The sequence below is a fragment of the Hydrogenobacter sp. T-2 genome (assembly GCF_033971325.1).
Lineage (GTDB): Bacteria > Aquificota > Aquificia > Aquificales > Aquificaceae > Pampinifervens > Pampinifervens diazotrophicum.
The window spans coordinates 1664323-1679085 of the sequence record NZ_CP117180.1 but is presented as its reverse complement, the minus strand read 5'-3'; the positions used below and the strand labels follow the sequence as shown (position 1 = coordinate 1679085).

The following is a 14763-nucleotide window of genomic DNA, read 5'->3' as shown; positions in this document are numbered from 1 at the left end:
GTGATAATTTTAATGTGAATGGTGATGATAAGCTGGTGGGAAATTTAACATCACCCATATCTGCACCGCAGAAAGTAGCAGATAGAAAACAGGCAAAGAAGATGCTAATAGGTAGGCTAAGACCCGTTTGTTAACTCCGAGAAACTTAACCCTTTGCCAGAGTATGTGTAAGCTCCAAAAGCCAGCTATGAAAGGAAATACTCTAAAGACCATTAACCAAGGCTCTCCTCTCTTTGCTAAAGGTTCAACATTTATACCAAAACCAAAAGCCTGAGAAAAGCCATTAACTATGTTGTGGTAGTATTCAATAAAGAAAAATTCAAGAACATGAGAGAGCCCGCCGACTATCATAAGAGGTGCAAAGGCATAGCCCACTGTAAGGAAAACTCTATTGTAGTCGATTTTGTAAAGCCTTGATATGAGCCAAAAGCTACCCAAAGAGAGCAAAAGGGCTATAGATAATCCCATAAGCATAGCTACAAGGCCACTCATATCTACAAACTTTGGAAGTCCAAAAAGGTTCTGAAGGTATCTACCAACCACGTTCCAGGGCATATGTTCTCCTATAGCACTTCTTGAAAGTCCGTGATGGAAACGCATGGTAATAGTTATAACACCCACAAGGAGGATATAAACCCATACTTCCCATTCCTTTGGCATTTTTATATCTTTGTAGAGTGAGTTTCCAAAGTTTCTTACTTCAAGTTTTACCGCATCACAGGCATGGGCACACTCCATACAAAGCGTGCAGTTTGCCATAGAGTTTCTTTGGTCAAACTTAGAAGGGTTTAGCTCATAAGGGCACGCAAGGGCACAGTCTGGCTTTTTACAGGTTTTACACTCCTCTTGATATGTAGAGAGCCATAAAGTGCCAACCCTTGCAAAGGATGTGTTTACTGAACCTATTGGGCATATGTATTTGCAGTAAGCCATACCTCTAAAAAGGAAAAAGAAAAGGATTGAGAGCATAGTAAAAAAGAAAAAGAAAAGTGCGGTTATAAAAGGATGCCTTAAAACTTGTGGGAAGGTATATAAGATAAACCAGTAAGCTATGATATTTAAACCTATTAAGCCTATGTAGGGATTTGCAAGCCATTTTGGAGGTCTCAACTTTAGACCAACTTTGCTTATGTATTTACCAACAAAGCCATGTGGGCATATCATACAGAAAACATTCCCAAGAGTGGGTAAGGTTATAACCATAAAAAAGGGCCAGAATATGCTCCAAAATACTGCAGTTGTGAATAGATTTTCCTTTGTAGGGTTTGCAAAACCGTATATTATGGCATAAATAAGCAAAAACAGCGTAAAGGCTCTGTAAAAAAATAGCATATAGCGGTTTTTGAAAAGGAAGGAAAGGACTGGGATGCCAAAAATATCCCTTTTGCTTCTCTGTGGTATGAAGTGAACTTTGCTTACCTCCATAGCACACCTCCTTAAAATTGATAGCTAACTCTTACTACAAAGGTTCTGGGTGGTGCTGGTGTATACCTTTTTCTCGCAGTAGTTGGGTTTGCGGATGCATCTTTAGTAACCTCTACCGCATACTTTTTGTCAAAGAGGTTGTCCGCATTGAGAGAAAAATCCCATCTGCCCTTTTCGTAACCAAGCATAAGGTTTGTGACAAAGCTATAGCCTTCATACTTTTCCGAGTTGGCGTTATCTATGTAATAGCTACCCCAGGTATCAGATTGAATGCGAAACTTAAAGCCTGAAGGGTGCTTATACATGGTATAGATTGAGTAATAATGCTGAGGAATGTATGGAAGCCTTTTCCCGCTACGGTCAAAGTTTATTGTTTGATTTCCTACTCTTATTGGCTCGTTGAAACTTTTAAACTTGTAATCCTGATAACCATAACCTACACCAAAGGTTAAGCTTTTTATAGGAGAAAGGTTTAAGTCCAATTCAAAGCCCTTCCTCTCTGTCTTTCCAGCATTTATAAACCTTGTTTGCCCATCTTCAAAGTATCTCACAACCTCATCTTTAACCGGAGAAAGGTAAATAGCCATGTCAAGGTTTAATACTCCTTTCCTTACTTTTGCACCCACTTCGTAATTTTCCACCTTTGCAAGTTTCAGGTTTGGGTTTGAAGATAGCTCACTACTGGTAGGTGTTTGAGAACCTAATGCATAAGAAGCATATAGGTTTAGACCGTCAATAAGTTTGTATAAGACACCTATCTTTGGGCTTACAGAATTGTATGTCTTTTCCCTTGAGTAGCTAAAGCAGTTCTCTATGGCTGGGTTTGGACAGGTTCTGTAGTTTCCACTGGCAAAGTCATAATCAGCCCATTTATAACCAGAAATGTCAAACTTTACCCTATCAAACCTTGCACCCACATCAAGGACGAGCCTATTGAAGTTAAAGGATTGTTGAAGATAAAAACCATATAGTGTTGTTTTTTGTTCCTGCCTTTCGATAAGCTCACCAGCCCTATCTGATAGGGTTGAAACTATTCTATTATTCTGCACAAGGATATCTGCGTATTTGTAATATTTAGTCTTTTGCTCGTCATGCCTTGTTGTAAAGCCCATGGTAAGCACACCGAGAGGGTTTTTGTAATTACCTTGAAAGTCCAATCCGTATATCCATGTGTCCGCATCGTTTATTCTTCCAGTTACTGGGTGATAATGTGTCCAATGGTTTATCCAAAACACAGGCTTTAACTCAAGGTTTCCCACTTCTTTTGTTAACTTAGTGTTGAAAAACCATATTTCTGAGTATCTTCCCATATGCTTCCACGGGTCTGCGGTTCGTTGGACTTCACCAATGTTTTTAAAGGTTGTCCACTGGTCTATGTTCCTTGAGGGGTCCACCACAAGGGCACCAGGTAGCTGAAGGCTTGCCTTTGTATAACCAAAATAGGACTCAATAGTAGAGCCATCAGAAAACATGTATGCAGGTTGTAATGTTATTTGGTTTGTCCAGAACCTATTCCACGGTCTCCAGCTGTTGTCTGTCTGCCTCCTGCTTGCGGAAAGGGTAAGGTAAAAGTTTTTAAAGTTTGTTGTGTAGTTCACATGGGAGAAAAAGGTTCCGTAGTCACCACCGCCTATTTTAAAAACTCCCCCCTTTCTTTCAAAGGGACTTATAGTCTGGACGCTTATCACACCACCTGCAGAGTTAACTCCCCATAAAGGATTTGGACCTTTGTTTACCTCTATAGACTTTACCAACTGCGTATCAACAAAGTCAAGCCTTGTAAGACTGTCTGGGTCTGTAATAGGAACTCCGTTAAGAAGTATCATTATCTGTCTGACGCCGTAAGGAGCCTGAAGCCCTGAACCTCTAAGAATAAGCCTTGTATCGTAGCCTTGATTCCTTGATTGGATAAAAACACCGGGTGTGCCAGAAAGTGCCTCCTGCAGGTTGAACATCTTTGTTTCCTTTATCTTTTCTTGACCCACCACTTTGACGCTTGAAGGAACATCTTCTGTTTTTCTTTCCAGCCTTGTAGCGGTAACGCTGACCTCCTCAAGCTGAAGACTTTGAGCGTAAGAAAAGCTAAAAAGCCCAAGAGTCAAGAGAACATGTTTTCTCATCAAGCAACCTCCTGTAAGCCACTGCTTACCACGAATATAACAAAAATTATCGTGAAAGTCAAGTGGATTTAACAAATTATTAAAAAAAGGGGCGAAGCCCCAAGAGGTATGCCATCAAGGACGCACGAGGGAACCGGTGCACCACCTACGATAATATAACATAAAATTCACAAGATTTCAACATGATTTATATCATATACTTTCTGTGGTAGAATATTAAAAAAACCATGAGGTGCAGGCATGAAGTGGGATAATGTTTACACATGGGAAGGTAAGGCAAGGATACCCCAAGAGGGGCAGTTTATAAGGCTAAAAGAGGACAAGAGCCTTGAAGTTCCAGCAAACCCCATAATCCCCTACATTGAGGGTGATGGCATCGGTCCAGAGATAGCTCCTGCCATGATAGAGGTGGTAAACACTGCGGTAGAGAAGGCTTACGGTGGAAGTAGGAAGATATACTGGGTGGAGCTTTTGGCAGGAGACAAGGCGGAAGAAAAAACGGGTAAACGCATGCCAGAGGAGACCCTTGAGATACTCAAACAAGCTATAGTTTCCATAAAAGGACCTCTTGGCACACCAGTAGGCAAGGGTGGAAAGTCCCTTAATGCGGTCCTGCGTCAATCTATGGACTTTTACTCTGCTATAAGACCAGTTTACTGGCTTGGGCAACCCGCTCCCATTCCTAATCCAGAAAGGGTTAACGTGGCGGTCTTTAGAGAGAACTCTGACGATGTTTATATGAGCATAGAATACATGCCAAAGGCGGAGAATACACAAAAGGTTAGGGAGTTTTTCATAAAGGAGATGGGTGTTTCTGAGTATGCTCTGCCTGAGGACTGTGGAATAACAGTAAAGCCTATGAGCGAATTCAAAACAAAAAGGCATGTGAGAAAGGCTCTAAGGTGGGCTCTTGAAAACAACAAGAAGGTGGTAGCGGTGGTGGGTAAGGGCAATATAATGAAGGCTACAGAAGGTGCCTTTATGAACTGGGCTTTTGAGGTGGCAAAGGAGCCAGAGTTTGAAGGAAGGGTAATAACAGAAGGAGAGCCAAAGGATGGTCAAGTCCTATTGGTAAAGGTTATAACAGACCAGATGCTTATGCAGTTGGTCCTAAAGCCAGAAGCCTACGACGTGATAATCACACAGAACTTAAACGGAGACTATATCTCTGACCTTGCGTCCGCTTTGGTGGGTGGACCTGGCTTTGTCCCCAGTGGGAACATAGGCGACGGCTATGCACTCTTTGAAAGCACGCATGGAACCGCCTACGATATTGCAGGCAAGGGCATTGCAAACCCGTTATCTCTTACACTTTCTGGTGCTATGATGCTTGAATATCTTGGATGGAAAGAGGCAAGCGAGCTCATATATAATGCGGTCAAGAAAGCCATAGAGGACAAACTTGGCACTCCAGACATAGCCAGTGGCTTTAGGAAGCTGGGCATAGAAGCCAAGGCACTCTCTACCATGGAGTTTGCAAGGGCTATAGCAGAAAGGGTTTAGGTTTTAGTCTAATTTATAATCTTTGATTTAAAGTGCGTAAAGAAGCCTAAGAGTCCCAGCTGGAAGAACCCCAGCTATTCCAGGAAGAGCTACCACTGTCCCAGTCATTGGAGGAGCTCCACCAACTGTCGTTGCTTGAGTTCCAATGGTCGTTAAAGACATGATACATAGGGCATGATGGGTCCCACATGGCACGGGAAATATCGCAGTCATCTTGGCTGTCCCACCTTCTTGTGGTGTCGTTGTCAAGGGATGAGTAGCTCTCCCAGAGTCTTCTGTCTTCATCCTCAAGAGGGCTATGAGAGTCTAAGGAGCTCGTGTGTGCTGAGCTGGTGTTTCCCCACTGCTCTGAAAGGTTAGAAATCCCAGGGTGCACGTTAGAAGAGAAAGCTTCGTCGTTGGCATCTTTTATCTTCCAGAGGAGAAAGAGGACTGCCAGCAGTAAAAGTATCCATTCCATAGCTCACCTCCTATCTCTAAGAATTTGGAAAGGCTTCATCGTTGGATTTTTTAATCCTCCATATAAGAAAGGCAAGCACCAAAACCAAAACTAACCACTCCATCGCTACCCTCCCATATTTATAATGTATCCTCCCTCTCGCAAACTTCTCAGAAACTCAAGGTCAAGCACTCGCTCGTAAGTTCTGTCTTTGCTACTGTAGTTGTATATGTATCCCTTGTCGTAGTGTCCAAAGGCTACGCCAAAAAGATATGTCAAAGCGACAGGGCAGGAAAAGAAAAAGTGAATTGCCCTATAGGCTTTCTTACCCTTTACCTCTTGCACCGCAGAGGAGATTTCTTGAGCTATCCTCTTGAAATTGCTTGGCTCAAGGTTTCCTCTGGAAGACTCTGTAGTAAGGAGCAAAAGGTCTGCCTTAATGCCCTTGCTCTCTAAGAAATGCTCCACGTCCGCAGTGGGATTGTGGTGGGAGAAAAAGAGGACTACCGCAAGGTCTTCTCCACCTTCTTTTAGTTCACTTTTCACAAATTGGTAGTCCCTTGTGTGCTCCTTTATCTCCCTTGTGTTTTGTAGGTCAATGGGAAAGTATTTTCTCTCACTGCTATGGTAATGGTAGAAAACAGAGGGTCTTGTGTGCCCGTAGAGAATTCCCAAGGCAAAGGAAAGGCTCGCAGGTCCGTTTACCACAATATGAGCTTTTAGCCTACCTATGAGGGTATAGTCAAGAACGCTTATGAACCCAAAAAAACTCTTTGCAGTTTCCTGCCAGCCGATACCACTTAGCTGACCTGTTTGTATGACAAGTTTTGATGGGTCTATGCGATGGATATTTTTTAAGTTTAGTAGGTTTTCCTCCTTATGGAAGAACTCCTCAAACCTTAGGTGGTCAATGGAAACCGCCACGGGAACTTCCACAATATTTGCACTTAGCCAATTCAAAAGGTCATCCACCTTAGGAAGATGAAAGGGCATAGCCAAGTGCATGTTGAACCTTTCACACACCTCAGACTTTTTATCTAAAGAGTCCACCTTCACTATCCTACCATCCTTCCTAACTCCACCGCTCCAACAGAGGTTTGGTGGTAGCCTTTTCTTTTCCGCATCCATACACAAAGCCAAGGTCAAAGAAAGTTGAAAGCTATTTCCCACAAACTCACTGTCAAAGATAACACTAACAGACCCAGACACAAAGCCTTTGGAACGCAGATATTCCACCACTGGAGTGATATACCTTTTCTTTTCTGGTAGGTTGCAAAAGACCTCTGGTGTATCCTTTATTGCCAGACCCCTTATTAGCTTGCCATCTCTTTCAGAGACCGCAGGAAACTCAAACTCCACATAGGGATTTTCCAAAAGTGTCTTTGCGGACGCCTTTTTTATACCCAAAGCCTTGGCAAGTTTTTCCTCATCAAAATACCTTTCAGAAAGGCGTAGATGCTTTACCAGAGCAAAATGCACCCCAGGGCTTAAATAATCCCACTGCCTTATAAGGTCTACAAGGACTTCTTCCAAATCTCCCCTATGGAGAAACTCTATAAGGTCTTCTTCCTTGAAAAGGCTAAAGTTCCACAACCTTTAATTCCTCCGGAATGTTTATTCCAAAGAAGTTTCCAAGAATCTCCAACCTTGGAGACTCCACCTCACCCTCAAAGACCACCACAGAACCCAAAAGCACCCTAACAACCTTACCCACAAACTCTATAGGCAAGTATAGCCTTAGCAAACCCTCCTCCAAAACCACAAAGAAATTCCCTACCTTGAAGTATCTATTATCCGCTGCGAAAGCATAAGTGCGTATCTCTTCAAGAGCCTTTTCTGTATCTGGTGAAAGCCTTATAACCTGTGCCTCTTCCCTTTCTGCAAGCTCCGCCTGAGCCAGCAGTGAATACATGGTCCACTTTGCCCAACGCTTAGAATTGAGTTTGATGAACCTTCTCGTGGCAAACTTTAGCTCCTTTTCCCTTGATAGGTATTCTTCTATTTTGCTTAGCTCCTCTTCAGGCAGTGAACCTATGACCTGACTGTAGTTTTCTATAAGCTCCCTTCTTAAATAATCCCATACTGGAACCACACCCAGTTTGAGCCCACGAGACCTTAGCTCGTAAATAGGCGTGGAGTTAGGTAAAACCTGCAAATAGGAAGTGAGAGGAACTGTTTTGTATAGACCCTCTTGGACTTCTTGCAAAATAACAAACCTCTCCACAGGCACAGACCAGAGCTCCCTAATCTGCCCCACTTTTGGTTCCTTTTTATGAGGAACTTCCAGAAGCTCATCGCTCCCTTCCTTCAAGTTCTTCTCGTATATCTCCAAAAGCTCCAATTCCAAACTCATGGCACGTCTCCTCTTTCATTACATATATAACCCCTTTTTTGACAAACCTCTGACAAAAACCTTTCCACCATCGCCCTTATCTCCTCTGGAGAGGCATCACCTAAAATCTCCTTAAGTTTACCCTTCCGTAGCCTTTCCCACCTCTTATATATGTTATCCTTAGAAATATCCCTCAGTTCTATCTCCGAGTTATATAGATACTTATAAAAGTAATAGCATAGCACTACCATATCCCCGTCTTTGAGATTTTTCATAAGTGCCTCAAAAAGCGTGCTACCCTCCACTTCCGCAAAGTGATGTCTTGTATCTCTAAGTTTATCTTCGTAGACCACAGGCTTTGCTTCCTCCTCTTCAAAAACCTGTTTCTGAAGACTGTAAACCTCTATCCTTTCACCGTTTATAATGTCTACTAAGAAGTTTCTTATAAGCGTTTTCAGATAATGCAGGTTTATATACTCTAACCTCTGCAGATAGTCTTTGTTGTTTATTAGCCTAAGCCTCAACTCAGATAGGACTTCCTCCTCGTAGTCATCTCCGAATTTTCTCCTTAGCAAGGCATCCATATACTGGCTCAATGAGGACCTTATTAGCTTTTTCATATAGTTCTCTTCCTTTACACCACCATACAAAAAGCCAGAGATAAGTTGTTTGTAGTCCCTCATCTAAAATACTTCCTTCTTAAGCTATCAAGAAACTCAAGGTCTCTACACGTGCCACAAAATTCGTATTTAAACTCTCTAAACCTATCCTTATGCACCATATAGGCAAGCACCTCTTGTCTGTTTCTGTCCTTTAGAATAAAGCACTCTACATCAAGGTTTTGACATGCTTTGTTTTTACCCCTATAGCAAAGGCTGAGGTCTACCCTGCGTTTTGAGTAGGTTTTTGTAGTTAGAAAGACAATAAGGTAAAAGTCTCTTTCAAGCCTTCCTATAAAAGGTCTTTTCTTTCTTGCCTTGTATACTCCAAGGTCTAACCTGAGAAGGTCTTCAAGCCTTGATAGTGTCTCATCGGTAAAAACCCCCAAGAACCTCTCCCCAGAAGCCACAATTTTCTCTTCGTCGCCTAACTTTTTCTCAAAGAGTTTCTCAAAACCTTTGAGCTTTTCCATTTATTATTAAGATTATAGCCTACTCTTCTTTGACAGCTACCATATCAAAGATAACCACCTGCTTTTTGTTGTTTACATAGCACATGCGAATATCATTGTCAAAAGTCAAAGAAGAGGCTACCATGCTAAAGGTTTTAGTCCCAGCGGTTATGTCTATTAAGATTTCCTTTTCCTTGTAGCCCTGTGCCTTGAGGCTTTCTATTGCTTTGTTAAAGATTCTTTGTAGGTTCAACATATCCTCATAGTCTACCGCCTCGTTAAATTCAAAAAGATCATGTTCTATATCCACCCTTGTCCGCATATACTCAACAAAATCCTTAGAGTGTTTTGCACTTTCCAAAGAAGGAATTACCACAATTTTCTTTAACTTAGCACCTTGCTCTAAACACTTTTTTAACAAAAATTCCTGCTGACTCCAATTATGACCTTGTATCGGGTCTTGACGAGGCATACTTAACCCCATCATTAACACCTTCACTTTCTTCAGCTCCTGCTGGTCATAGGTTTCCACCTCGTATTTAATCCCCGCTATTTTGCTGATTAAACGTTTTAAAAGCCAGTAGAGTATTAGGAGAATGACTATGGACGAAGCCAAAAGGCTGAGAGACACCCACTTACCCGGTAATAGCTCACTTAAGAGGTCTTTTATGCTATCTGGAAACCAGCCATAAAAGATGGCTACTAACAAGACTATACCCAAACCTTCTTTACTTTTTATGTCTCCCAAAAGTTGCCTTAGGTTTTTTTGAACTTCTGCGGTTCTCACAATTCATAAATATATAGGTCTCGGTGTCAGATTTCTGACAAGATGGGGGTTGTATGTAGTAAATAGCAAAAAACCTAAGGAGGTGTCAAGATGAAGAGAAGTGCCATAGCAGGACTTTCAGCCCTTGCACTTTTTGCCTTCTCCTGCGGTGGAGGAGGTGGAGACGCAGACTTGCCTGTAGGGGTTGGTGTTGGGTTTTAGGTTTTAGACTTTTCATTATAATAACCCAAGTTGCAAGTTATTATAAAGTTAGATACCTCTCATAAGCATACTTTCCTAAATAAGCTGTCTATAGTGCTTTTCTGTCAATTACAACTCAACTCAAAAGTCTCTCTTCCCTCAAAAGCTCCAAAACATCTCCAGAGTTTATTAACTTCTCTATCAAGGCATTTAAATATTCCCTGTCCCTTATGCCCTTCACCCTTACTTCCACACCTTCAGGAACTCGTCCAAGCCTACTCCTTATAAGGGTCAACACTGTATCCTGCAATGCTTTTAAAAACCCTTCTTCAAGTCCAATCTTTTTACCCTTTTCAATACCAATAATCTCACCCTCTTTTTTACCCTCTTCAAGCCCAAGTCTATACAGAATATCCTTTCTCAGTTTTTTCTTTGGCAGTTTTATATCCTCTGGTCTAACCACTATAGGCATAGGCTTTACCTCCTCTGTCAACCTTATCCTTAAGTTAGGTCTTAGCTCTGTTAGTGTCAAGGCTTTCAAAAGGTAGTCTTTTCTCTCTTCTTCGTTCATGCTTTCCATTGTCTTTATGAGTTTCTCTATGAGATATACCTCATCCTCTACCTTACATAAACATGCCAATAGCCTATCCATAGGGTCTGGGCTTTCCAAAAGCACCTTGCAGTCTATCTGCCTTATGTCAAGTATTTCATACCTAAAGACTAAGTTCTTAATCTTGAGAGAGGACTTCATCCTGAGCTTTTCATTTCCCACATACACCACAAGCTGTTTTATGTTGTGTGTTTTGTATTTTTCTGCTATGGCGGTATAGTAGCGGAGCATTCTCCAAGGCATGTTTGTATCGTTAAAGGATTGGAACTCCATATGTAGGATGCTTTCATCTTCAAGTCTTGCCAAGAAGTCCACTCTTAGCTCTGTGGATGGTAGAGATGTTGGCAATAGCTCTTTGATAGGGGCTGGAGAGAGGATTTTGCTGAGCCTATGGGGGACTTCTTCAAAGATGTCTTTGAGAGTTATATCTTTTGAGGGCACAGAGAGATTATATCATCAAAAAACTTTCTCATCGTATCCCTTATGGTGAGCTCAAGGTTATAAATCCCCTATAACTTGCAACTTGCGTTATAATATAATCCATATTATGTCCATATTATGGCTAGAAAGAAAACCTCTCCATGCGACTCCTCAAACTTGACGCTATTAAAAGAGGAGAGGAGATATACAAAATTATTAGCATTGCCACTCTCAAGGGTGGTTAATCATGAAAATTTTTACAAAAAAGACAAAACCCAAACCCTTTGTAAAATGGGCGGGTGGGAAAAGGCAAATAGTAAACTTGCTGGTAGCCTATATGCCAAAAAACTATGAAACTTACATAGAGCCTTTTGTGGGAGGTGGTGCTCTGTTTTTCCAAGTTCAGCCACGAAAGGCTATAATTGGAGATATAAATCAAGAGCTAATAAACGCATATCTTGTGATAAAAGATCACGTGGAAGACCTCATAGAAGACCTAAAGATGCACAAAAATACTCCAGAATATTACTACAGGATAAGAGCCATAGACCCCAAAAGCCTTGACCCCATTAAAAGAGCAAGTAGGTTTATCTACCTTAACAAAACTTGCTACAATGGACTATACAGAGAAAACTCTAAGGGAGAGTTCAATGTGCCTTTTGGAAGATACAAAAATCCCAAAATAGTGGATGAGGAAAACCTCAAAGCGGTTTCTGAATTTTTAAGGTCATGTGATTTAGAGGTGTTGTGTGGAGATTTTGAAGAAACATGCAAAAAAGCAAAAGCGGGAGACTTTGTCTACTTTGACCCTCCCTACTACTCTACATTTTCAAACTACACAAAGGAAAATTTCACAGAAAAAGACCATATAAGGCTTAGAGACTTGTTTGTAGAATTGGACAAGAAAGGAGTTTATCTAATGCTGACAAACTCCAATACTGACTTTATAAAAAACCTATATAAGGGCTACAGAATTGAAGTTGTAAACACAGCAAGGTTTATAAACTGCAAGGGAGATATGCGTGGAAAGGGAGAGCATGAGTTAATTATTACCAACTATTGACAGTGGTCATTGAAGAAAATACCAGCTTTCCTTTAATATTCAAACATGCGTTGGATAAGACTAAAAAGAGGCAAGATAAAAGTTTATGGCAAGCAGGGAAAACTTCTCCCGAAGGGCATGGCAGAAGAACATACCGCCTTTCTGCATAATCTTTTAAGCAACGATATAAGAGGTATGAAGGAAAACACACTCACCTATAACCTTTGGCTAAGACAAAACGGTTTTCCCATAGGAGAGTTTTATGTATACAAGCTCGCAGACCACTACCTTCTTGATACGCCTTTGGACGTTAGCCATGTGATTGAGGAGTTTAACCGTCTTAAACTTTCTATGAGGGTCTACTTTGAAACCCTTGATATGGAGCATATTTTCCTATTTGGAGAGGGTGTAAGGGAGTTTATAAGAGAGCGTTTTGGTGTGGAGCTTGGAGATTTTGAGGTGAAATCTCTTGACAACATGCTTTTAACCCGCAATCCTATAAGACTAAGGGAGGAGGGTTATGAGATAATAGGTCAAGTTTCTGAACTTCCATTGGATACGAAGGATATGCTATCTGAGGAGGAATACGAGGACATACGCATCCAAAGGCTTATTCCAAAACTTGGAAAGGAACTAAGGGAAGGTTTTTCTCCTTTGGAAGCCTGTATTTTAAAGGAAGCCATTAGCCTCACAAAAGGCTGTTATGTGGGTCAAGAAGCCATAGCAAGGGTCTATTATAGAGGAAGACCTGCGAGGGCTTTGGCACTCCTTGAAGGAGAAGGTCTAAGGGAAGGAGAAAAGATAAGGACAGAGAACAAAGATATAGGAATTATAACTTCTGTAAGTCCGAGAAGTAGTCTTGCTCTCGGATACCTTTTGAGAGCAAAGGTAGAAGAGCAAAAAGACTTTGAGACAAGCGAAGGTAAGAGGGTAAGAGTTTTAAAACTTTGCGAAGAGTCTAAAGGGTAGAATATTTAACATTATGCGTTTGACAGAGGAAGAAAAAAGAGCCCTTAAGAAGGCTTTGGAAGGCTTTGAAGGGGAGGTTTATATATTTGGTTCAAGGCTGAGAGAAGACCTGAAGGGTGGAGATATAGATATTTTGCTAATTCCCAAAAACCCTGAAAACCCAGTGGAGCTTGCACTAAGGGTTCAAACCAAGTTTCTTTTGGAATGCGACCAGAGTATTGATGTGTTGGTATACAGAGACACGGAGTTTTATAGAGAGGTTTTGAAGAATGCAAAAAGAATTTCTCTTGAAGAGCTTTGAGGAGTATCCCTTAGCATGGACAAACATCCCTTTTAGAGACACTTACCCACGCCTCGGGTTTAGGGACTGACTGAAAGTAAGGATTTCTCTCAATCAATCCCAGTGCCTTACTCCAGAGACACTTAAACCGCTCACTAAACAAGTTTTTTATGAAAACCTCCACTTGCTTAGTGAGGGCTTTCTCCATACGGTGTAAATGCAAGCTCCACTTAGCACGGCTAAGCAGATTCCTGCTTGCATTCACATCCGCATGGAGTTTTCTATTGCATAGCTTACACTCAAACTCACTCCTTGCCTTCCTATTTTCTTTGTCTACATACCCACAATTACTACATGCCTGCGAACTGTAGGCAGGATTTACATACACCACCTCTATGCCATATTCCTCGCTTATCTCCTTTAACTTCCTCCTTATCTCCCCAAGCCCAAACCTTATAAGCACTCGCTTTATTGATTTTGGGAAGTTGTTTATTACCCTTTGCAGAAATCCTCTTAGGTTCTCAAGCACAAGCCTTCGTGGTCTGTATAGCTCTATAACCCTGTTTATTACCCTCCTTACCTCATTCTTCACATACTCACTTAGCCTGCGTTGAAGTCTTAAATACCTTCTGCTCTCTGTTGGCTTTTTCCCTCTCCTTTGTATCTCTCTTTGAATTCTGTCTATCTTATCCGCATACTCCCTGACCTTGCTGTAAAACTTCCTGCCAAAGAGGTCTCCTCTGTCTGAAACAAGAAAACACTCCATGCCAAAGTCAAGGGCTACCTCTCCACTGAAAGCTATCTCCTTCCTCTCTATCTCCTTCACAAGCCTTAGTTTGCCATCCTCTGCTATCTGAACCATGCTTGTTAGCTTTCCACCTCTTTCCTCAAAATACTCATGAAGTTTCACAGGCAGATATATAGGCTTTCTTTTTTCATGAGTTGACAGCCTTATCCAGAGGTCAAAGGCTTTTGCTCTCTTTGGTCTTTCCAGCAAGGCACACTTGCTGTCTAAAAGCATAGAGATACCTCTAAAACTTGGCTTTTTCCAGCTTTTGAGAATATGCTTGAATATCTTCTTAGCAAGCAGTCTTTCTTCCTTGACCATCTCATACTCATGCTTGTTTTTGTCTTTGTATATCCACAGGGCTTTCTCACTTTTTGGAATAAGCCATTCCTTTCTGGAGTTGAGATAAAGGAGAACTCTTTTTGTCTTTTCAGGAAGAGTTGAGGCAGAGACTATCTCTTTGAACCTTTCTTGGACATTGGCAATAAAACTTTCCAGTGTAGGGACTACCACATGGTATTGGATAGTGGACTTGAACCTTTCTGAAAGTGGGCAGTTTAAGTGTTTTATGTTAGCTTTTCTGTTAAAGGAGCCAGTTTTGAAGAAGAGAAACCACTGGAAGTTTGCCACGAGCTGTGCGGTTTTTCTGTATAGCTTTAGGACATGAGCTATAAGGGTGCTTTTTCTCTTTGTGGTAGGGCAAGAGACTTCAATAGCCCTATACATAGGGATATTATAGCTTTTGTTTGTGAGTTTGT

General features: G+C 41.4%; 14 protein-coding genes. 4 read left to right on the top strand and 10 right to left on the bottom strand.

The features are described from left to right. Positions 1-9: 9 nt before the first annotated feature. Positions 10-1425 (bottom strand): 4Fe-4S binding protein, encoded by a 1416-nt coding sequence (locus IAE16_RS09660; protein WP_323700638.1) that lies wholly within the window; start codon positions 1423-1425, stop codon positions 10-12. Positions 1426-1436: 11 nt separating this feature from the next. Next, positions 1437-3545: a TonB-dependent receptor gene (locus tag IAE16_RS09655; RefSeq protein ID WP_323700636.1), complete on the bottom strand. Its 2109-nt coding sequence runs from the start codon at positions 3543-3545 to the stop codon at positions 1437-1439. Positions 3546-3785: 240 nt separating this feature from the next. On the opposite strand from IAE16_RS09655, the gene IAE16_RS09650 reads away from it, so the two are divergent. Beyond that, positions 3786-5048 (top strand): NADP-dependent isocitrate dehydrogenase, encoded by a 1263-nt coding sequence (locus IAE16_RS09650; protein WP_323700635.1) that lies wholly within the window; start codon positions 3786-3788, stop codon positions 5046-5048. Positions 5049-5094: 46 nt separating this feature from the next. On the opposite strand, the gene IAE16_RS09645 is transcribed toward IAE16_RS09650, so the two are convergent. From IAE16_RS09645 to IAE16_RS09615, 7 genes are all read right to left on the bottom strand, one after another. Beyond that, a complete protein-coding gene (locus IAE16_RS09645) occupies positions 5095-5508 on the bottom strand; it encodes a hypothetical protein (protein WP_323700634.1) in 414 nt (137 codons plus the stop codon). 105 nt (positions 5509-5613) lie between these two features. Continuing rightward, positions 5614-7080 (bottom strand): SAVED domain-containing protein, encoded by a 1467-nt coding sequence (locus IAE16_RS09640; RefSeq protein WP_323700632.1) that lies wholly within the window; start codon positions 7078-7080, stop codon positions 5614-5616. Then, positions 7067-7840: a hypothetical protein gene (locus IAE16_RS09635; RefSeq protein ID WP_323700631.1), complete on the bottom strand. Its 774-nt coding sequence runs from the start codon at positions 7838-7840 to the stop codon at positions 7067-7069. Before IAE16_RS09635 ends, IAE16_RS09640 begins: the two co-directional genes overlap by 14 nt. Next, entirely contained in the window at positions 7837-8502 is a 666-nt protein-coding gene (locus IAE16_RS09630) for a hypothetical protein (RefSeq protein ID WP_323700630.1), read from the bottom strand. The genes IAE16_RS09635 and IAE16_RS09630 overlap by 4 nt, the downstream gene beginning before the upstream one ends. Beyond that, positions 8499-8951, bottom strand: a complete 453-nt coding sequence (locus IAE16_RS09625; protein WP_323700629.1) for a hypothetical protein — start codon at positions 8949-8951, stop codon at positions 8499-8501. Before IAE16_RS09625 ends, IAE16_RS09630 begins: the two co-directional genes overlap by 4 nt. 19 nt (positions 8952-8970) lie before the next feature. Continuing rightward, positions 8971-9717, bottom strand: coding sequence for a hypothetical protein (locus tag IAE16_RS09620; protein ID WP_323700628.1), 747 nt, complete (start codon positions 9715-9717; stop codon positions 8971-8973). Positions 9718-10033: 316 nt separating this feature from the next. Then, positions 10034-10948, bottom strand: coding sequence for an RpnC/YadD family protein (locus tag IAE16_RS09615; RefSeq protein ID WP_323700627.1), 915 nt, complete (start codon positions 10946-10948; stop codon positions 10034-10036). 226 nt (positions 10949-11174) lie between these two features. On the opposite strand from IAE16_RS09615, the gene IAE16_RS09610 reads away from it, so the two are divergent. Genes IAE16_RS09610 through IAE16_RS09600 form a run of 3 tightly spaced genes read left to right on the top strand, consistent with a single transcriptional unit; the run spans position 11175 to position 13239 of the window. After that, the gene (locus IAE16_RS09610; protein WP_323700626.1) at positions 11175-11990 is read left to right on the top strand and encodes a DNA adenine methylase; all 816 of its coding nucleotides are present in this window, start codon (positions 11175-11177) and stop codon (positions 11988-11990) included. A gap of 45 nt (positions 11991-12035) precedes the next feature. Then, positions 12036-12938: a CAF17-like 4Fe-4S cluster assembly/insertion protein YgfZ gene (ygfZ, locus tag IAE16_RS09605; protein WP_323700625.1), complete on the top strand. Its 903-nt coding sequence runs from the start codon at positions 12036-12038 to the stop codon at positions 12936-12938. Positions 12939-12951: 13 nt separating this feature from the next. Further along, on the top strand, positions 12952-13239 hold the full coding sequence (locus IAE16_RS09600) for a nucleotidyltransferase domain-containing protein (protein WP_323700624.1): 288 nt from the start codon (positions 12952-12954) through the stop codon (positions 13237-13239). Positions 13240-13249: 10 nt separating this feature from the next. Here IAE16_RS09600 and IAE16_RS09595 read toward each other — a convergent pair whose 3' ends face one another. Continuing rightward, on the bottom strand, positions 13250-14731 hold the full coding sequence (locus tag IAE16_RS09595; protein WP_323700623.1) for an RNA-guided endonuclease TnpB family protein: 1482 nt from the start codon (positions 14729-14731) through the stop codon (positions 13250-13252). Positions 14732-14763: the final 32 nt, after the last annotated feature.

Coding starts and splice junctions, on each gene's coding strand:
- IAE16_RS09660 (WP_323700638.1), bottom strand. CDS start 1,425: ATGGAGGTAAGCAAAGTTCACTTCATACCACAGAGAAGCAAAAGGGAT.
- IAE16_RS09655 (WP_323700636.1), bottom strand. CDS start 3,545: ATGAGAAAACATGTTCTCTTGACTCTTGGGCTTTTTAGCTTTTCTTAC.
- IAE16_RS09650 (WP_323700635.1), top strand. CDS start 3,786: ATGAAGTGGGATAATGTTTACACATGGGAAGGTAAGGCAAGGATACCC.
- IAE16_RS09645 (WP_323700634.1), bottom strand. CDS start 5,508: ATGGAATGGATACTTTTACTGCTGGCAGTCCTCTTTCTCCTCTGGAAG.
- IAE16_RS09635 (WP_323700631.1), bottom strand. CDS start 7,840: ATGAGTTTGGAATTGGAGCTTTTGGAGATATACGAGAAGAACTTGAAG.
- IAE16_RS09630 (WP_323700630.1), bottom strand. CDS start 8,502: ATGAGGGACTACAAACAACTTATCTCTGGCTTTTTGTATGGTGGTGTA.
- IAE16_RS09625 (WP_323700629.1), bottom strand. CDS start 8,951: ATGGAAAAGCTCAAAGGTTTTGAGAAACTCTTTGAGAAAAAGTTAGGC.
- IAE16_RS09610 (WP_323700626.1), top strand. CDS start 11,175: ATGAAAATTTTTACAAAAAAGACAAAACCCAAACCCTTTGTAAAATGG.
- ygfZ (WP_323700625.1), top strand. CDS start 12,036: ATGCGTTGGATAAGACTAAAAAGAGGCAAGATAAAAGTTTATGGCAAG.
- IAE16_RS09600 (WP_323700624.1), top strand. CDS start 12,952: ATGCGTTTGACAGAGGAAGAAAAAAGAGCCCTTAAGAAGGCTTTGGAA.
- IAE16_RS09595 (WP_323700623.1), bottom strand. CDS start 14,731: ATGTATAGGGCTATTGAAGTCTCTTGCCCTACCACAAAGAGAAAAAGC.